At 70.6% G+C, this 18,341-nt stretch carries 18 protein-coding genes and 1 pseudogene; 14 read left to right on the forward strand and 5 right to left on the reverse strand.

Annotation, left to right across the window (positions count from 1 at the left end):
* Positions 1-15: 15 nt before the first annotated feature.
* The 13 genes from H295_RS0101935 (at position 16) to H295_RS0101990 (ending at position 11,459) form a co-directional block, all read left to right on the forward strand.
* Entirely contained in the window at positions 16-1,314 is a 1,299-nt protein-coding gene (locus tag H295_RS0101935) for a hypothetical protein (protein WP_020133657.1), read from the forward strand.
* Between the two features lie 54 nt (positions 1,315-1,368).
* Positions 1,369-1,941, forward strand: coding sequence for a GNAT family N-acetyltransferase (locus tag H295_RS0101940; RefSeq protein WP_020133658.1), 573 nt, complete (start codon positions 1,369-1,371; stop codon positions 1,939-1,941).
* A 127-nt stretch (positions 1,942-2,068) separates the two neighbouring features.
* Positions 2,069-2,152 (forward strand): putative leader peptide, encoded by an 84-nt coding sequence (locus tag H295_RS48695; protein ID WP_349817346.1) that lies wholly within the window; start codon positions 2,069-2,071, stop codon positions 2,150-2,152.
* 126 nt (positions 2,153-2,278) lie between these two features.
* Complete coding sequence (locus H295_RS0101945; protein ID WP_020133659.1) at positions 2,279-3,976, forward strand: nitrite/sulfite reductase; 1,698 nt, start codon at positions 2,279-2,281, stop codon at positions 3,974-3,976.
* On the forward strand, positions 3,973-4,152 hold the full coding sequence (locus H295_RS0101950) for a hypothetical protein (protein WP_020133660.1): 180 nt from the start codon (positions 3,973-3,975) through the stop codon (positions 4,150-4,152). Before H295_RS0101945 ends, H295_RS0101950 begins: the two co-directional genes overlap by 4 nt.
* Complete coding sequence (locus tag H295_RS0101955; RefSeq protein WP_020133661.1) at positions 4,149-4,859, forward strand: phosphoadenylyl-sulfate reductase; 711 nt, start codon at positions 4,149-4,151, stop codon at positions 4,857-4,859. The genes H295_RS0101950 and H295_RS0101955 overlap by 4 nt, the downstream gene beginning before the upstream one ends.
* A gap of 23 nt (positions 4,860-4,882) precedes the next feature.
* Positions 4,883-5,419 (forward strand): adenylyl-sulfate kinase, encoded by a 537-nt coding sequence (gene cysC, locus H295_RS0101960; protein WP_020133662.1) that lies wholly within the window; start codon positions 4,883-4,885, stop codon positions 5,417-5,419.
* Entirely contained in the window at positions 5,416-6,354 is a 939-nt protein-coding gene (cysD, locus tag H295_RS0101965) for a sulfate adenylyltransferase subunit CysD (protein WP_028808963.1), read from the forward strand. Before cysC ends, cysD begins: the two co-directional genes overlap by 4 nt.
* Before the next feature lie 2 nt (positions 6,355-6,356).
* On the forward strand, positions 6,357-7,691 hold the full coding sequence (locus tag H295_RS0101970; RefSeq protein ID WP_020133664.1) for a sulfate adenylyltransferase subunit 1: 1,335 nt from the start codon (positions 6,357-6,359) through the stop codon (positions 7,689-7,691).
* 222 nt (positions 7,692-7,913) lie between these two features.
* On the forward strand, positions 7,914-9,020 hold the full coding sequence (locus tag H295_RS0101975; protein ID WP_020133665.1) for an aliphatic sulfonate ABC transporter substrate-binding protein: 1,107 nt from the start codon (positions 7,914-7,916) through the stop codon (positions 9,018-9,020).
* A 34-nt stretch (positions 9,021-9,054) separates the two neighbouring features.
* Positions 9,055-9,834: an ABC transporter ATP-binding protein gene (locus tag H295_RS0101980; protein ID WP_020133666.1), complete on the forward strand. Its 780-nt coding sequence runs from the start codon at positions 9,055-9,057 to the stop codon at positions 9,832-9,834.
* Positions 9,821-10,699: an ABC transporter permease gene (locus tag H295_RS0101985; protein ID WP_020133667.1), complete on the forward strand. Its 879-nt coding sequence runs from the start codon at positions 9,821-9,823 to the stop codon at positions 10,697-10,699. Before H295_RS0101980 ends, H295_RS0101985 begins: the two co-directional genes overlap by 14 nt.
* Positions 10,700-10,703: 4 nt before the next feature.
* The gene (locus H295_RS0101990; RefSeq protein ID WP_043216863.1) at positions 10,704-11,459 is read left to right on the forward strand and encodes a sirohydrochlorin chelatase; all 756 of its coding nucleotides are present in this window, start codon (positions 10,704-10,706) and stop codon (positions 11,457-11,459) included.
* Between the two features lie 7 nt (positions 11,460-11,466).
* On the opposite strand, the gene H295_RS0101995 is transcribed toward H295_RS0101990, so the two are convergent.
* The 3 genes from H295_RS0101995 to H295_RS0102005 form a co-directional block, all read right to left on the reverse strand.
* The gene (locus tag H295_RS0101995) at positions 11,467-12,486 is read right to left on the reverse strand and encodes a ketopantoate reductase family protein (RefSeq protein ID WP_020133669.1); all 1,020 of its coding nucleotides are present in this window, start codon (positions 12,484-12,486) and stop codon (positions 11,467-11,469) included.
* Positions 12,487-12,577: 91 nt separating this feature from the next.
* Positions 12,578-12,943, reverse strand: a complete 366-nt coding sequence (locus tag H295_RS0102000; protein ID WP_020133670.1) for a nuclear transport factor 2 family protein — start codon at positions 12,941-12,943, stop codon at positions 12,578-12,580.
* Positions 12,936-13,484 carry a DUF1697 domain-containing protein gene (locus H295_RS0102005; protein WP_020133671.1) on the reverse strand — a complete coding sequence of 183 codons (549 nt, stop codon included), beginning with the start codon at positions 13,482-13,484 and terminating at the stop codon, positions 12,936-12,938. The genes H295_RS0102000 and H295_RS0102005 overlap by 8 nt, the downstream gene beginning before the upstream one ends.
* A 235-nt stretch (positions 13,485-13,719) precedes the next feature.
* On the opposite strand from H295_RS0102005, the gene H295_RS0102010 reads away from it, so the two are divergent.
* Positions 13,720-15,987: an MMPL family transporter gene (locus H295_RS0102010; RefSeq protein WP_028808965.1), complete on the forward strand. Its 2,268-nt coding sequence runs from the start codon at positions 13,720-13,722 to the stop codon at positions 15,985-15,987.
* A gap of 95 nt (positions 15,988-16,082) precedes the next feature.
* Here the strand turns inward: H295_RS0102010 and mgt are convergent.
* Together mgt and erm are read right to left on the reverse strand one after the other, a co-directional pair.
* Positions 16,083-17,337, reverse strand: a pseudogene (gene mgt, locus H295_RS0102015) (macrolide-inactivating glycosyltransferase).
* Positions 17,318-18,091, reverse strand: coding sequence for an ErmE/ErmH/ErmO/ErmR family 23S rRNA (adenine(2058)-N(6))-methyltransferase (erm, locus tag H295_RS0102020; RefSeq protein WP_020133674.1), 774 nt, complete (start codon positions 18,089-18,091; stop codon positions 17,318-17,320). The pseudogene mgt and the gene erm overlap by 20 nt, the downstream one beginning before the upstream one ends.
* Positions 18,092-18,341 lie beyond the last annotated feature (250 nt).

The following is an 18,341-nucleotide window of genomic DNA, read 5'->3' on the forward strand; positions in this document are numbered from 1 at the left end:
GCCTCGGGAGGACGTATGAAGCATCGTGGCAGACACCGCAGGCGGAGGCGTGGTCGAGCCCTGCGCGCCTTCCTGGCCGGCACCGCTCTCGCGCTGACCGCCGCCGCCACCATGATCAGTGCCTCCCAGGCCACCGTGGCCGCCAATCCCGGGGAGTTGAAGTCCCTCGGCTCCCCCTCCGAGACCACCTCGCTGCGACTGAGGGAATCCCTGGTCCCCGAGCGGTCACTCGACCGGCTCTCCGCCGCGATGGGACGCCCCGTCGGTGTCTCCGCGGTCCTCGACTCCGCCGACCGGAGCCTGCGCGACGCGATCGACTGCACGGCCGGCGAGCGCGAGGCACTGCCGGTGGCGCCGAGCGCCACCGCCGCGTACTGCTGGGACGCCGCCGACACCCGGTCCTGGCGGGCCGGCGCGGTCACCACCTCCGGGGACGCCGACGACGACGGTGCCTGGGGCACCCACCGGGTGATCCTCTCCGCGTGGAGCCGCACCGGCACCGCGGCGCAGGGCGGGGGCCTGGCCCGGGTCGCCTTCGTGGACGCCGACGACATGAGCCGTCCCACCTACTCCTGGGTCCTGCTGGCCGTCCCGGTCGACGGCGGACGCGACTACCGTGGGCTGGTCTCCCAGGTCTCCGGCATGGTCTGGTACCAGAACAAGCTGCTGGTGACCGCGAGCGGCGACGGCGGCGACGCGCTGTACGTGTACGACATCAACCGGATCCAGCGGGCCGGCGTCCGCAGCGACGCGGTCGGCAAGGTGCGCGGCGGCTGGTCGGCGCACGGCGCCCAGTGGGTGCTGCCCGCGGTCGGCTCCTACCGCCTGACCGGAGGCGACACGGGCGGCGCACGACCCGACTACCTCTCGCTGGACCGCAGCACCGCCCCGGACTCCCTGGTCGCGAGCGAGTGGGTGTCCTCGGGCGACGACCGGGGCACGCGACTGTGGCGGTACGACTTCAGCGGTGCCGCCGGCCGCGCCGGGCTGCTGGCCACCGACGCCGGGGACTACGCGCGCGTGCACGACGCCTACGTCACCAAGGCCTCCGGGTCAGGGCCGGTCCTGTCGTACGACTCCCGGTGGTACCTGAGCCGGGCGGCCGGCACCGAGGGTGATCACGGCACCCTGTGGCGCCAGACCACCTCCGGCCCCGCCAAGGCCGCCCGCTGCGGCACGGACGAGTCCCGCAACTGCTGGAGCGGGGAGTCGGAGTCGCTGTCGTACTGGGAGCAGACCGGTGAGGTGTGGTCGCAGTCGCGCCGAGTGCTGTTCGCGCTGCCGCTGACCGCGATCGACGCGTCCCTGGGCTAGCCGGGCCCTGGCCTCGATCGACAGATCTCCGGCGCAGATGGTTCCCTGGCCTCCATGCCGAACATCGCCGTGACCACCTGGTCCCTGGAACAGACCGCCCCGACCGACCTCCTCCCGGCCGAGCCCCCGGAGGGCGACGTCCGCATCCATCGCGCGGAAGTCCCCTCCCCCGAGTTCAGCCGCTACCTGTACGCCTCCGTGGGCGGCGACATCCGCTGGACCGACCGGCTCTCCTGGACGTACGCGCGGTGGCGGGAGCACCTGGAGCGGCCGGGTGTGGAGACCTGGGTCGCCTACGACCGCGGCACCCCCGCCGGTTACGTGGAGCTGGAGCCCCAGGACGACGGGGTGGTGGAGATCGTCTACTTCGGCCTGGTCCCGGCCTTCCGCGGCCGGCGGATCGGCGGGCACCTCCTCTCGTACGGCGCCGCCCGCGCCTGGGACCTCGCGGACCGCTGGCCGGGGCTGACGGACACCAAGCGGGTGTGGCTGCATACGTGCAGCAAGGACGGCGAGCACGCGATGGACAACTACCAGCGCCGTGGCTTCAAGCTCTTCGACACCAAGGTCGAGGAGGAGGCGGAGGTACCCACGCCAGGGCCCTGGCCGGGGGCTTACCCGGCCTGACCTGCGGGAACAAGAGGTCTCGCGATCTTTGTGACCAAGGACACCCTTGTCTCGCCTGGCGAGACAAGGGTGTCCACATGGCGGATAAAGCTGGACTGTGTCCAGATCGCCGTGACACGCTTCCGTCATGTCTGGAACTGGAATTGCCTTGGTGAGTCGGCGGCACGTCGACCTCGGCCGCATGTCCAGCGCCATCTGTCCGGTGCGCTGACGAGCCGCAGCGTCACCCGGTACCCCCTCTCGTTCTCCTCTCCGCGCAACGACGCGCAGGTATACCCATGCGCCCGTACGCGCAGGTAAGAGCCGCTTTCCGCCTGTCCCGAAGGACGTAACAACCATGGCCGCCACCCCGCAGAACCCTGCTGCCGCAGCGCCCCGCCGCAAGGTGAGCCGTCACCGCGGTGAGGGTCAGTGGGCCGCGGGGCACCACACCCCGCTCAACGGCAACGAGCAGTTCAAGAAGGACGACGACGGTCTCAATGTGCGGACACGCATTGAGACGATCTACTCGAAGCGCGGCTTCGACTCGATCGACCCCAACGACCTGCGCGGCCGGATGCGCTGGTGGGGCCTCTACACCCAGCGCAAGCCCGGGATCGACGGCGGCAAGACCGCGATCCTGGAGCCGGAGGAGCTGGACGACAAGTACTTCATGCTGCGGGTGCGGATCGACGGCGGACGCCTCACCACCCGGCAGCTGCGCGTCATCGGCGAGATCTCGGAGGAGTTCGCCCGCGGCAGCGCGGACATCACCGACCGGCAGAACATCCAGCTGCACTGGATCCGCATCGAGGACGTCCCGGAGATCTGGAACCGCCTGGAGGCGGTCGGTCTGTCCACGACCGAGGCCTGCGGCGACACCCCGCGCGTGATCATCGGCTCACCCGTCGCCGGCATCGCCGAGGACGAGATCATCGACGGCACGTCGGCCATCGACGAGATCCACGAGCGGTACATCGGCAGCAAGGAGTTCTCCAACCTGCCCCGCAAGTTCAAGACGGCGATCTCCGGCTCCCCGCTCCTGGACGTGGTCCACGAGATCAACGACATCGCCTTCGTCGGCGTCGAGCACCCCGAGCACGGCCCCGGCTTCGACCTGTGGGTCGGCGGCGGCCTGTCCACCAACCCGAAGCTCGGCGTCCGGCTCGGCGCCTGGGTGCCGTTGGACGAGGTGCCCGAGGTGTGGGCCGGTGTGGTCGGCATCTTCCGTGACTGGGGTTACCGGCGGCTGCGCACGCGTGCCCGGCTGAAGTTCCTCGTCGCCGACTGGGGCCCGGAGAAGTTCCGCCAGGTCCTGGAGGACGACTACCTGGAGCGCAAGCTGGTCGACGGTCCCGCGCCCGCCGAGCCCTCGGGCCGCTGGCGCGACCACGTCGGCGTGCACCGGCAGAAGGACGGCCGCTTCTACGTCGGCTTCGCCCCGCGCGTCGGCCGCGTCGACGGTGCCACCCTGACGAAGATCGCCGCAGCCGCGGAGGCCCACGGCTCGGGCCGGGTGCGGACCACCGTCGAGCAGAAGATGATCATCCTCGATGTCGAGGAGGCGCAGGTCCAGCCGCTCGTCGAGGCCCTGGAAGCGCTGGACCTCACGGCCAAGCCCTCCCCGTTCCGGCGCGGCACCATGGCCTGCACCGGCATCGAGTACTGCAAGCTCGCCATCGTCGAGACCAAGGCGCGCGGCGCCGCGCTGATCGACGAACTCGAGCGCCGGATCCCGGAGTTCGACGAGCCGCTCACGATCAACCTCAACGGCTGCCCGAACGCCTGCGCCCGTATCCAGGTGGCGGACATCGGTCTCAAGGGCCAGCTGGTCCTCAACGACAAGGGCGAGCAGGTGGAGGGCTACCAGGTGCACCTGGGCGGCGCGCTCGGTCTGGAGGCCGGGTTCGGCCGCAAGGTGCGTGGCCTGAAGGTCACGTCCGAGGAGCTGCCCGACTACGTCGAGCGGGTCCTGAAGCGGTTCCAGGCCGAGCGTGAGGACGGCGAGCGGTTCGCCGCCTGGGCCTCGCGTGCCAGCGAGGAGGCCCTGTCGTGAGCGAGCGGGCCGCCCCCTTCTACTGCCCCTACTGCGGCGACGAGGACCTCCGTCCCTCCGAACAGGGCCACGGCGCCTGGGAATGCGCGGCCTGCAACCGCGCATTCCAGTTGAAGTTCCTCGGGCTGCTCGCCCGGGGCCTTCAGCAGCCCGAAGCAGGGGGAGACCAGATATGACCGCGACTCAGGAAGAGCGCACGACCGACGACCTCAAGGCCCTCGCCGAGCAGGCGGGCCGCGACCTGGAGGACGCCTCCGCGCTGGAGATCCTCCAGTGGGCCGTCGACACCTTCGGCGAGCGTTTCTGCGTGACCTCGTCGATGGAGGACGCGGTGGTCGCCCACCTCGCGTCCCGCGCGAGGAAGGGCGTGGACGTCGTCTTCCTCGACACCGGCTACCACTTCGAGGAGACCATCGGCACCCGGGACGCGGTCGAGGCCGTGATGGACGTCAACGTCATCACGCTGACCCCGCGTCAGACGGTCGCCGAGCAGGACGCCGAGTACGGCCCCAAGCTGCACGACCGCGACCCCGACCTGTGCTGCAAGCTGCGCAAGGTCGAGCCGCTGGAGCGGGGCCTGAAGGACTACGTGGCCTGGGCGACCGGACTGCGCCGCGACGAGTCCCCGACCCGGGCGAACACCCCGGTGGTCGGCTGGGACGAAAAGCGGCAGAAGGTCAAGATCTCGCCGATCGCCCGCTGGACCCAGGACGACGTGGACGCGTACGTCCAGGAGCACGGCGTGCTCACCAACCCGCTGCTGATGGACGGTTACGCGTCCGTCGGCTGCGCCCCCTGCACCCGCCGAGTCCTGGAGGGCGAGGACGCGCGCGCCGGCCGCTGGGCCGGGCGTTCCAAGACCGAGTGCGGGCTGCACGGATGACGACATCTATCGAGGAGTTGCACGTGACGACCGGAGCCACCGTCTGGCTCACGGGTCTGCCGAGTGCCGGCAAGACCACCATCGCGTACGAGCTGGCAGGCCGGCTGCGCGAGGAGGGCCACCTCGTCGAGGTGCTCGACGGCGACGAGATCCGCGAGTTCATCTCCGCGGGCCTCGGCTTCAGCCGCGAGGACCGGCACACCAACGTGCAGCGCATCGGCTTCCTCGCCGAACTGCTCGCCCGCAACGGCGTCAAGGCGCTGGTCCCGGTCATCGCGCCGTACGCCGACAGCCGTGAGGCGGTGCGCAAGCGCCACCAGGAGAGCGGCACCGCGTACATCGAGGTGCACGTGGCGACTCCGGTCGAGGTGTGCTCCGTACGCGATGTGAAGGGCCTGTACGCCAAGCAGGCCGCGGGCGAGCTGTCCGGGCTGACCGGGGTCGACGACCCCTACGAGCAGCCCGAGTCGCCCGACCTGCGGATCGAGTCGCAGCACCAGACCGTCCAGGAGTCCGCGGCGGCGGTCCACGCGCTGCTCACCGAGAGGGGACTGGCATGACGACGACCGTTGCCACAGTGGATGAGGGCACGGAGGCTCCGTACGCCCTGTCCCACCTGGATGCCCTCGAGTCCGAGGCCGTGCACATCTTCCGTGAGGTGGCGGGTGAGTTCGAGCGGCCGGTGATCCTGTTCTCCGGCGGCAAGGACTCCATCGTCATGCTGCACCTGGCGCTGAAGGCGTTCGCGCCCGCCGCGGTCCCCTTCTCGCTGCTGCACGTGGACACCGGGCACAACTTCCCCGAGGTCCTGGAGTACCGGGACCGTGTGGTCGCCGCCCATGGGCTGCGCCTCCATGTGGCCTCCGTACAGGACTACATCGATCGCGGTGTGCTGAAGGAGCGTCCGGACGGGACCCGCAACCCGCTCCAGACCCTCCCCCTGACCGAGAAGATCCAGGCGGAGAAGTTCGACGCGGTGTTCGGCGGTGGCCGCCGCGACGAGGAGAAGGCCCGCGCCAAGGAGCGGGTGTTCTCGCTGCGGGACGAGTTCTCGCAGTGGGACCCGCGCCGCCAGCGCCCCGAGCTGTGGAACCTGTACAACGGCCGCCACGCACCCGGTGAGCACGTCCGTGTCTTCCCGCTGTCCAACTGGACCGAGCTGGACGTCTGGCAGTACATCGCCCGCGAGGGCATCGAGCTGCCGGAGATCTACTTCGCCCACGAGCGCGAGGTGTTCTCGCGCAGCGGCATGTGGCTGACGGCCGGTGAGTGGGGCGGGCCCAAGGACGGCGAGACGGTGGAGAAGCGACTGGTGCGCTACCGGACCGTCGGGGACATGTCCTGCACGGGTGCCGTCGACTCCGACGCGGTGACGCTCGAGCAGGTCATCACCGAGATCGCCGCCTCCCGGCTCACCGAGCGGGGTGCCACCCGCGCCGACGACAAGATGTCCGAGGCCGCGATGGAAGACCGTAAGCGCGAGGGGTACTTCTAGAGATGAGCACGACCACTTCCGAGGTGCTCTCGGAGACGACCCTGCTGCGGTTCGCGACCGCGGGCTCCGTCGACGACGGCAAGTCCACCCTGGTCGGACGGCTGCTGCACGACTCCAAGTCGGTCCTCACCGACCAGTTGGAGGCCGTGGAGCGCGCCTCGCTGAGCCGGGGGCAGGACGCGCCCGACCTCGCGCTGCTCACCGACGGTCTGCGGGCCGAGCGCGAGCAGGGCATCACCATCGACGTGGCCTACCGCTACTTCGCCACCCCGCGCAGGCGGTTCATCCTCGCCGACACCCCCGGCCACGTGCAGTACACCCGCAACATGGTGACGGGTGCCTCCACGGCCGAGCTCACAGTCATCCTCATCGACGCGCGCAACGGCGTCGTCGAGCAGACCCGCCGGCACGCGGCCCTCGCCGCACTGCTCCGGGTCCCGCACGTGGTCCTCGCCGTCAACAAGATGGACCTCGTCGACTACGCCGAGCCCGTCTTCGCCGCGATCGCCGAGGAGTTCACGGCGTACGCGACCGAGCTGGGCGTCCCGGAGGTCACCGCGATCCCGATCTCGGCGCTCGCCGGGGACAACGTGGTGGAGCCGTCCGCGAACATGGACTGGTACGGCGGCCCGACCGTCCTGGAGCACCTGGAGACGGTCCCGGTCACCCACGACCTCTCCCACTGCCACGCGCGCCTGCCCGTGCAGTACGTGATCCGGCCGCAGACCGCGGAACACCCGGACTACCGGGGGTACGCCGGTCAGATCGCCGCCGGTTCCTTCCGGGTCGGCGAGCAGATCACGGTGCTGCCCTCGGGCCGCTCCACGAAGATCGCCGGCATCGACCTGCTCGGTGAGCCGGTCGACGTCGCCTGGACCACCCAGTCGGTGACGATCCTCCTGGAGGACGACATCGACATCTCGCGCGGCGACCTGCTGGTGCCCAGCAAGGACGCCCCGCCGACCACCCAGGACATCGAGGCGACCGTCTGCCACGTGGCCGACGCACCGCTGACCGTCGGGCACCGGGTCCTGCTCAAGCACGGCACCCGCACGGTCAAGGCGATCGTCAAGGACATCCCGTCCCGGCTCACGCTCGACGACCTGTCCCTGCACCCGCACCCGGGACAGCTCGTCGCCAACGACATCGGCCGCGTGAAGATCCGTACCGCCGAGCCGCTGCCGGTCGACTCCTACTCGGACTCGCGGCGCACCGGTTCGTTCATCCTCATCGACCCGAACGACGGCACCACGCTCACCGCGGGCATGGTCGGCGAGTCGTTCGCGTCCCCGGAGCCCGTCAAGGACGAGTCCGAGGACGACGGGTGGGACTTCTGACATGAACTCCACCGACTACTGGTCCACGTTCGCGAAGGAGGGCGGCCGCGTAGGCAGCGGCGCGCTCGGCAGCGGGCAGGGCGGAGTGGCGCGATGTGTGCGTTGACGTACGCGCACCGCTTGCGCGCCCCGTCCCCCCACAGCCGTAGACGCAGACCTGCCGACCTCCCGGCCACGACCTGAGAGACCGTGACCGCCGGGCCTCCGAGAGGAACACCTCCCGTGCCTGCTCCATCAGTTCGTCGCCGCTCCCTGGCGGTCATCGCCGCGCTCCCGCTTCTCACCCTCGCCGCCTGCGGTTACGGCTCCGAGGCCACGACCGACAACGCCAAGGAGAAGGTCGCCGCCGGATCGTCGAAGATCGACGGCCTCGACTCCGTCAAGATCGGCTACTTCGGCAACCTGACGCACGGCACCGCGCTCGTCGCCCGTCAGCAGGGCCTGTTCCAGAAGGAACTGGGCGCCACCAAGGCCGCGTACCAGATCTTCAACGCCGGTCCTTCGGAGATCGAGGCACTCAACTCCGGCTCCATCGACATCGGCTGGATCGGTCCGTCCCCGGCGATCAACGGTTACACCAAGGCGAACGGCACCAACCTGCGCATCATCGGCGGTTCGGCGTCGGGCGGCGTGAAGCTGGTCGTCAACCCTAAGAAGATCAAGTCCCTCGAGGACGTCAAGGGCAAGAAGATCGCGACCCCGCAGCTGGGCAACACCCAGGACGTGGCGTTCCTCAACTGGATCGCCGACCGGGGCTGGAAGGTCGACGCGAACACCGGCAAGGGCGATGTGTCGGTGGTCCGCACCGACAACAAGATCACCCCTGACGCCTACGCGTCCGGCGCCATCGACGGCGCCTGGGTGCCGGAGCCGACCGCGTCCAAGCTGGTCGCGGAGGGTGGCAAGGTGCTGCTCGACGAGGCGTCGCTGTGGCCGGACAAGAAGTTCGTGATCACGAACATCATCGTGCGGCAGGCCTTCCTCAAGGAGCACCCGAAGGCGGTCGAGGCGGTCCTGAAGGCCTCGGTCGAGGCCAACAAGTGGATCAACGCCAACCCCGACCAGGCGAAGGCCGCGGCCAACAGGCAGCTGGAGGCCGACTCCGGCAAGGCGCTCAAGGCGAACGTCCTGGACCCGGCGTGGAAGTCCATCCAGTTCACCGACGACCCGCTGGCCGCCAGCCTCAACACCGAGGCTGAGCACGCGGTGAAGGCGGGCCTGCTGGAGAAGCCGGACCTGAAGGGCATCTACGACCTCACGATCCTCAACAAGATCCTCAAGGCAGCGGGCGACAGCCCGGTCGACGCCGCCGGTCTCGGCACCAGCTGACACCCGCCCGACGAGTTCCCAGGAGGTGACGACCATGGCAACGACCCTCGCCAAGGCCGAAGAGTCGGTGGAGTACGCCGCTCGCCTTGAGCACGTCTCGAAGTCCTTCGCAGGACCGGGCGGGCAGCAGCTCGTCCTGGACGACATCAGCATCGATGTCGCGCCCGGCGAGTTCGTCACCCTCCTGGGGGCCTCGGGCTGCGGCAAGTCCACGCTGCTGAACCTGGTGGCCGGACTGGACAAGCCGACCGTCGGCGCCATCGCGACGGACGGCCGCCCGGCCCTGATGTTCCAGGAGCACGCCCTCTTCCCGTGGCTGACCGCGGGCAAGAACATCGAACTCGCCCTCAAGCTCAGGGGAGTTCCGAAGAACGAACGGCGCGACAGGACCGAGCAGCTGCTCGAACTCGTCCGCCTCAAGGGCGCGTACGGCAAGCGCGTCCATGAACTGTCGGGCGGTATGCGCCAGCGCGCGGCTCTCGCCCGGGCCCTCGCCCAGGAGAGCAACCTGCTGTTGATGGACGAGCCGTTCTCGGCGCTCGACGCCATCACCCGGGACGTGCTGCACGACGAACTGACGCGGATCTGGACCGAGACCGGGGTGTCCGTCCTCTTCGTCACGCACAACGTGCGCGAGGCGGTACGGCTCGCGCAGCGGGTGATCCTGCTGTCGTCCCGTCCCGGGCGGATCGCGCGCGAGTGGACGGTCGACATCCCGCAGCCGCGTCGCATCGAGGACGCGCCCGTGGCCGAACTGGCCCGTGAGATCACCGAAGAACTGCGTGGGGAGATCCGCCGTCATGGCCAGCACTGAGACGACGCCGGCGCTGGACGCCGGGAGCGTGGAGGCGGGCCTCGACGCACTGGAGACCACGGCCACCGGCCGGCCGCCCTTCAGCCAGACCTTCAAGAACAAGATCCTGCCGCCCATCATCGCCGTCGCCGTGGTGCTGGTGGCCTGGACCCTGCTCTACCCGGTCGTCGACAACCCGTCGAAGCTGCCGTCCCCGGCCGATGTCTGGGGCGAGGTCGAGGACCAGTGGCTCAAGGGGACCCTTCTCGACTACGTCTGGGGCAGTGTCTCCCGCGGTCTGCTCGGCTTCCTGCTGGCGCTCGCCATCGGGACGCCGCTCGGACTGGTGGTGGCTCGGGTGAAGTTCGTCCGCGCCGCGTTCGGCCCGATCCTCTCCGGTCTCCAGTCGCTGCCGTCGGTCGCCTGGGTCGCGCCCGCCGTGATCTGGCTGGGCCTGGACAACTCGGTGATGTTCACGGTGATCCTGCTCGGCGCCGTCCCCTCGATCGCCAACGGTCTGGTGTCGGGCGTCGACCAGGTGCCCCCGCTGTTCCTGCGCGCGGGCCGCACCCTGGGCGCGACCGGCCTGCGCGGCACCTGGCACATCGTGATGCCGGCGGCGCTGCCCGGCTACGTGGCCGGTCTGAAGCAGGGCTGGGCGTTCTCGTGGCGTTCGCTGATGGCCGCCGAGATCATCGCCCAGTCGCCGGACATGGGCATGGGTCTGGGCCAGCTCCTCGAGGTGGGCCGCACCAACAGCAGCATGGCCACGGTCTTCCTCGCCATCCTGCTCATCCTGTTCGTCGGCATCGCGATCGACCTGCTGATCTTCAGCCCGCTGGAGCGGTGGGTGCTGCGCAGCCGCGGTCTGCTGGTGAAGGGCTGAGCCCATGCGTCGTACGAAGCCGGTCCGCCCCGTCCTTGTGGTAATCGCCCACGGCAGCCGCGACCCGCGGCACGCCGCGACGGTGCACGCTCTCGTACGACGGGTGCGCGCGCTGCGCCCGGGCGTGCGGGTGGAGACCGGCTTCCTGGACTTCAACATCCCTTCCGTGCAGGGGGTGTTGGAGTCGCTGGCGGCGGAGGGCGTCCGTGACGTGGTGGCACTGCCCCTGCTGTTGACGCGGGCGTTCCACGCCAAGGCGGACATCCCCGCGGTGCTGCGGGACGCGCCGCCGCAGCTGCGCATCCGGCAGGCCGAGGTGCTGGGCCCGTCCCCGCTGCTCCTGTCGGCGCTCGAACGGCGGCTGTACGAGGCGGGGTTGACGCCCGCCGACAAGTCCTCGACCGGGGTCGTGCTGGCCTCGGCGGGGTCCACCGACCCGGAGGCGATCGCAGTGATCGCTGACATCGCGCGGGAGTGGCGGCACACCGGTTGGTGCGCCGTGCGACCTGCGTTCGCCTCCGCGGCCCTGCCCCGCACCGAGGACGCGGTGCGGGAACTCCGGGCGCTGGGGTGTGCGCGGGTGGCCGTGGCGCCCTATGTCCTGGCCCCCGGCTTCCTGCCCGACCGCATCGCGCGGGGCGCGGCGGACGCGGACGTCCTGGCCGAGGTGCTGGGGGCGGCGCCGGAGGTGGCGCGGGTGGTGCTGCGACGGTACGACGCGGCGTCGGCGCGGGGTCTGCGGCTGTCCGTGAGTGCGTGAGGCGCGTTCACTCGGCTGCGGCGGCAACGGCCTCGTCAGCAAGCCTCAGCAGCTCGGCCAGTGGCATGGATCCGGCCTCCCTGCGTTCCCGCGCGAAGGTGTTGGCGAGGCGCTGGAGGAGTTCGTTCAGAGGGGTCGGTACGCCGTGGAGGCGGCCGAGGAGGGTGATCTCGCCGTTGAGGTAGTCGGCCTCGACGGTGCCGGTGCCGCGGACGAGGGACTGCCAGGAGGAGCCGCCACCGCGCGGGGCGTCCGCCAGGGGCAGCAGGGTGACCTTGTCGCCGCGTAGCGCGCGCTGTTCCTCGGCGCTCGCGTACGCGATCCCGGCGGCGTCGAGCACGGCCGCGCCCTCCGCCCGGACCCGCTCCACGAACTCCAGGGCCGCCCCGCCCTCGACGGGACCGGTGACCGCCTCCACCGCGTTGGCGAGGTTGGCCAGCAGCTTGGCGTACTGCCAGCGGGCCAGGTCCGGCACGACCGGCGCCTCGAACCTCGCCTTCTCCAGGTCGTCGGCGATCAGGCGCACGGTCTCGTCCGTGCCCCGCGGATACCGGCCCAGGTGCAGGATGCCGGTGAGCGGGCTGCCCGCGGCGGAGACGACCCCGGGCTCCACGAAGGTGGCCGGCAGCCACACGCAGACGCCGTACACGTGCCGGAACCGGCGCAGGGCCATCCGCTGGCCCTCCACGCCGTTCTGCGCGCACAGCAGCGGCAGCCGTCCGGCCGCCGTGCCGCCGCCTTCGACCGGGGCCGGGCCCCACGCGGCGAGGGCGGCCTCGGTGTCCTGGGTCTTCACGGCGAGGACGAGCACGTCGTCGGCGCGCAGGGTGCCGAGTCCGGCCGGCCCGTCCACGACGGGCAGCCGGTGGGTGAACTCCCCGTCCGGCACCCGCAGTCGCAGTCCCCCGTCCCGGAGCGCCGCGTACTGCGCCCCGCGAGCGACCAGCACGACCTCGCACCCGGCCCCGGCGAGCCGCCCACCGACGGCCCCACCGACCGCCCCTGCCCCGATGATGATGTAGCGCATGGAAGGAGCCTCGCACAGGGCCTTCGGCCGGTGACGGCCCGGTGGGTACTCCGCGAACCGAGCCGCCGCCGTGGATCACGGGCGAACGGCGTCACCCCGCGTACGGCGTCGCCTGGTGGAAGTACAGCAGCCAGCCGCTCGGCGTGTGGCGCCAGAGTGAACTGCGGTGCGCGCGGCTGCCGTTGTGCTCCGTGTCGAAGGTCAGGTGGACCAGTTCGGGCGCCAGTTGCACCCCCTTCATGCCGGTCGCCACGATCGGTCCGGACCCCTGGTCCGTGATGCCGGCAAGGGCCGCGATGATCGACGCCCGGTCCCAGTGCCGACCGGACGCGCCGAACTCGTGGAACTCGGGGTGCAGCAGCGCGCCCACCAGCTCCGGCGAGGCCCGCACCTCGGGGTCGAGCAAGCTCAGCTCCCTCGCCATGACGACATCGACGGCCTCGGCACGATCACGCACCGGTCATCTCCACCAGCTTGACGACCGTGTTCCAGTTCCGGCTGGTGGCGATCACGCCCTTGTTCAGCCGGGGCTTGGACAGGTGTTCGGCGAGTTTGGAGCGGCCGAGGCCGTCCGGGACGTAGAGGTACAGGGCGCGGTCGCCGAGACGGAACTCCTCGGGCAGGTAGGCCGCTTGGTCGATCTCCGCGAAGCGGTCCGCGTCGACGGGGCCGGAGAAGTAGGTGACGTGGAGCTGCTTGCCTTCCAACTCGGCCGCCGGAAAGGGACAGTTGTCGGCGATGCCCTTCAGGTAGGCGTGGTCGCGGACGATCACGTCGACCGCGAAGCCGAACCGCTTCTCGATCGCGCCCGTGAGCTCCGCGGCCAGGGACTCCTCGTCGCCGTGGTCGGCGGTGAAGACGGCCTGGCCGCTCTGGAGGTAGCTGCGCACACCGCTGTGCCCGAGCCCCTCCATCAGCGTGCGCAGGTCGGCCATGGGGACCTTCCTGCTGCCTCCGACGTTGATTCCGCGCAGCAGCGCCGCGTACGTGGTCGTCATGGGCACAGCGTAGGACGGCCCGGACCGCCGACCCCGATCACCGCCCCGCAGAAGGCCCGTTAGATGTAAGGGTCACGATCCTCCCCAGTACGGAGGGCACGCGGTCCCTCCGGAGGACCCGGCCGCCTCCGGACTTCACCGGAGAGCACGACGAGACGGGTTTATCCAGCTCATACCTTCGAAACGAGAGGTGACGGCAGGGGGCTGTCACCGGTTCCGAGGGGGCAAGCCCGTCATGGGGAACGGAGACACAAGGGTGCGTGGCCTGGCCGCCCGGGCCGGCGGCTGGAGCGCACGGCACCGATGGGCTGCCGTCGGGATCTGGGTGCTGTTCGTCGTCCTGGCGATGGGAATCGGCTCGGCCGCGGGCCGGGTCGACGTCAAGGAGAGCGACCAGCTGAAGGGTGAGACCCACACCGCCGCGAAGATCATCGAGGACGCCGGGATCGACGAGCCGGCCAGTGAGACGGTGCTGATCCAGGCCAAGGACGCCGGCGGCAAGGCGACCGACGCGGACTTCAGGGCCGCCGTCGCCGCGGTGATGAAGGCGGTCGAGGGCACCGGCGAGGTCACCGACGTGACCTCGCCGTACGACACGAGGACGATCTCGAAGGACGGTCGCAGCGCGCTCGTGCAGTTCGACATGCGCGGCGAGGCGGACACCGCGGGCGACCGGGTCGAGCCGGTGCTGAAGGCCGTCGAGGGGGTGCAGAAGGAGCACGGGTCGCTGCGGATCGAGGAGATCGGCGGCGCAAGCATGCAGAAGACGTTCTCCGACGCGTTCGGCGACGACTTCGAGAAGGCCGAGCTCTCCGCCGTGCCGGTGGCCCTCGGCATCCTGCTCATCGCCTTCGGCGCGCTGGTCGCGGCCCTGCTGCCGGTGCTGCTCGCGGTCAGCGCGATCATGGCGACGATGGGTCTGATGGGCATCGTCAGCCACGTCATGCCGATGAGCGACACCGCCAACTCGGTGATGCTGCTGGTCGGTCTGGCCGTGGGTGTCGACTACTGCCTGTTCTATCTGCGCCGCGAGCGCGAGGAGCGGCAGGCCGGGCGGGACGCCGGGACCGCCCTGCGGATCGCCGCCGCCACCAGTGGCCGCGCGATCATCGTCTCGGGTGTCACGGTGTGCGTGGCGATGGCGGGGATGCTGTTCACCGGGCTCGCCGAGTTCGAGGCGATGGGCCTGGCCTCGCTGATGGTCGTGGCGGTCGCCATGGTCGGTTCGGTGACCGTGCTGCCCGCGCTGCTTTCCCTCCTCGGCGAGCACGTCGAGAAGGGCAAGATCCCCTGGCTGCACCCGGAGAGCCGGCTGCGCCGCAAGCGGGCCGGGAACCGGGAGAGCCGCTTCTGGACCGCCGTGCTGAAGGGCGTCCTCGCCAAGCCGCTCCTCTGCGTCGTGGTCGCCGCCGGTGCCCTGCTCGCCGTCGCGGCGCCCGCGCTCGGCATGAAGACCCAGAACCTCACCCTGGACCAGGAGTTCGGCGACTCGCTGCCGATCGTGCAGACCTACAACCGGGTCAACGCCTCCTTCCCCGGCGGTTCCGAGCCGGCCGAGGTGGTCGTCAGGGCCGCCGACATCAACGCCCCCGAAGTCACCGCCGCACTGGCCGACTTCAAGGCGCGGGCGATCTCCTCGGGCGCCTCCCGGGGCCCGGTCGAGATCAAGCTGCACGACGCCCAGAACCTCGCCTTCGTCTACGTCCCGCTCGTGGGCGGCTCCGACTTCGACAAGGCCGGTCAGAGCCTGGACAAGCTGCGCGACGAGGTCCGTCCGGCCACCCTCGGCAAGGTCGAAGGGGTCCAGGCGCCGATCACCGGACAGGTCGCCGGGTCCAAGGACTTCAACGACCAGCTGACCGGAGCGGTCGTCCCGGTGTTCGCGTTCGTCGTGATCTTCGCCTTCGTGCTGATGCTGCTGTCGTTCCGCTCGCTGACCGTCGCGATCACCTCGATCGTGCTCAACCTGCTGTCGGTGGGCGCGGCCTACGGCATCCTCGTCGCGGTCTTCCAGCACGGCTGGGGGGCGTCCCTGGTGGGCGCGGAGGGCGTCGGCGCCATCATCACCTGGCTGCCGCTGTTCCTCTTCGTGATCCTGTTCGGCCTGTCGATGGACTACCACGTGTTCGTGGTCTCGCGGATCCGCGAGGCGCGGCTGCGGGGCCGTACGACGCGGGACGCGATCCAGCACGGGGTGGTCACCACGGCCGGTGTCGTCACCAGCGCGGCCGTCATCATGGTCGCCGTGTTCGCGATCTTCGGCACGCTGTCCATGCAGTCCATGAAGCAGATGGGCGTGGGCCTCGCGGCCGCGGTGCTCATCGACGCCACGATCATCCGGGGTGTGCTGCTCCCGGCGGTCATGGCCCTGCTCGGCGAGCGCAACTGGTATCTGCCGAAGTGGCTGAACCGGCTGCCGGACCTCACCCACGACGAGTCCGCGGACGCCGTGGCGGGGCCCACGGCGGCCCGGGACGACGAGGGTGAGCGCGTGAGGGTCTGATCCCTCCCGGGCGGGGCTGAACCCCCTGCGCGGGGCTGGATGAACCCCCTGATACCGAGGGCCCGTTGGCGACCGGGGTGCCAACGGGCCCTCACTCATGCGCGCAGTGCGGCCTCGATCAGGTCGGCCGCCCTACGCGTGCCGCCCTCCTGGGCCATCTCCGCCTGAACCTCCTTGAGTTTCCCGGCGACTTCGGGGTCGTCGACGAGCGCGAGCGCCGCCTCGCGCAGCGCCTCGGCGGTCGCGTCCTCGGTGTCGATCCGTCGGGCGACCCCGAGGGCGCTGAGCATGTCGGCGTTGCCGAACTGGTCCACGGCCTGCGGTACGGCGATCATCGGTGTGGCGGTCGCCAGTCCCTCCTGGCTGCCGCCCGCGCCGGCGTGGGTGACGAACAGGTCGGCCTGCCGGAGGATCGCCAACTGCGGCACCCACGACCGCACTTCGACGTTGGCCGGTACGGCACCCAGCTCGGCCGGGTCCACGTGGGCGCCGATCTGGAGCACGAGGTGCCAGCCGGGAAGGTCGCCGAAGGCCCGCAGGCACTCCTTGTAGAACTCGGGCCGCTTGGTGAAGGAGGAGCCGAGGGAGACGAGCACCACCTTGTCTGCGGTGTCCGGCCGTTGCCACTCCCCCTGCGCGGCGCGGTCGCCCTGACAGGCGCCGACGAAGGTGTACACCGCCTCGTCGACCCGGTCGGCGTGCGGCTGGAGCGCCTTCGGGATCAGGACGAGGGAGCGGTCGGGGCGGCCGACGAAGGGGGCCGGGTGCGTGGCGATCCCGTTCTCCTCCAACCACCCCTGGAAGCGGGCGTAGTAGGCCTGTCCCCGCTCGGTGCTCCTCGGCTCGGCCCACAGGGGTTCGGCGACCTCTTCCTCGTATCCCTCCCAGGCGACGAGGTTCGGCGAGAGGGAGATCGCCGGGACGCCCCAGCGGTGGGCGAGGACACGGGCCGGGTAGGCGGTGATGTCGTGCAGGACGAGATCCGGTACGTCACCGGCGTAGGCCTCGGCTAGCTGCGGCAGGGCCTGGACGGCGTCGTCGAGGAAGAGCTCCACGTGGTCGAGGAGCTCGCTCCCCCAGGCCGACGGGTCGTCGTCGGGCCCGGGCAGCGTGGAGTTCCAGGGCTTCACCTCCGCCCCGGTCTCGGCGACCTTCTCGGCGAGCAGCGGTGGAATGGCGTAGGTGACCCGGTGCCCGCGCGCGACGAGTTCCCGGATCACTTCCAGACTGGGGTTCACGTGCCCGTGGTTGGCGGTGGAGAACATGGCGATGTGCGAGCGGCTGGTCATGCCGGGAAGCATAGACGAGACGAGACGTCTCGTACACTTCATTAACGGACCAGCACCTCATGCAGCCGAAGCCACCGCTCGGGCGACACCTCACCCACGAGTACGGCGGGGTCGAGCCGTGCATGGCGAAAGGCCGCGTCCACTAGGCGGCGGGGGCGGCCCCGGCACAGGGAGGCGTGCAGCGAGCCGCCGACGCCCGAGAACCCGAGCTCGACCAGGTGCCGCCATCCACGCTCGACCGCAGGGGCGAGGAGCGGTGTCCGGCGGCGCTCGATCCTGATGATCCCGGCATCCACCCGCGGCACCGGCCGGAAGCTGTACCGCCCGACCCGACCCACCAGCCGCCACTCGTACCGGGGCCAGCTCAGTACCGTCAGCAGGGTCCACCTCCCGTAGTCCCCGGTGCGTTTGCGGGCGTACTCGAGCTGGGTGAGGAGGGTCGCGTCGGTGAGGGCCGGTGCCCGCAGACACCAGTCGACGACGGCCGACGTACGGGAGAACGGCACGTTGCCGACGACGGAGAAGGGCGTCCGGGGAGGCCGGGCCCGGAGGAAGTCCCCGGCCACGACCTGGACTTGGGGCAGCGCGGAGAAGCGTGCAGTCAGGGTCGGCACGAGCCGGTCGTCGATCTCGTACGCGAGCAACCGACGGCATCGCGGAGCGAGATGCTCGGTCAACGCGCCTTTCCCCGCACCGACTTCGAGAAGCAACGCCTCCCGGTCGGACACGGCGATGTCGGCCAGGCGCGCGGCGGCGCGGGCGTCGGTGAGGAAGTTCTGCGAGAGCGCGCGAGAAACGCGCGGAGGGCGGGCCATGGCCTGCGGTCCTTGTCTTCCGGAAGGGGGAGAAGGGCAGACGAAGGCCCTGACCGGAAGACAGGAGAGTGTGTGCGGGACGAACCTGGCCGCGGGCGATCAGCGGCGGTGGGCGTGGCTCCCCGGACCGGTCAGGGCTCCGGGGCCACGGCGCTTCCGCTGGGAATGCGCACTGCCCCGGCCGGGACCGGTCGAGATGATCGCGTTGTTCGCTGCCACGGACGGAACGCTAGGCGGGCCCCGTCGGCCC

The sequence above is a fragment of the Streptomyces sp. 351MFTsu5.1 genome (genome assembly GCF_000383655.1).
In the GTDB taxonomy this organism is placed as follows: domain Bacteria; phylum Actinomycetota; class Actinomycetes; order Streptomycetales; family Streptomycetaceae; genus Streptomyces; species Streptomyces griseorubiginosus.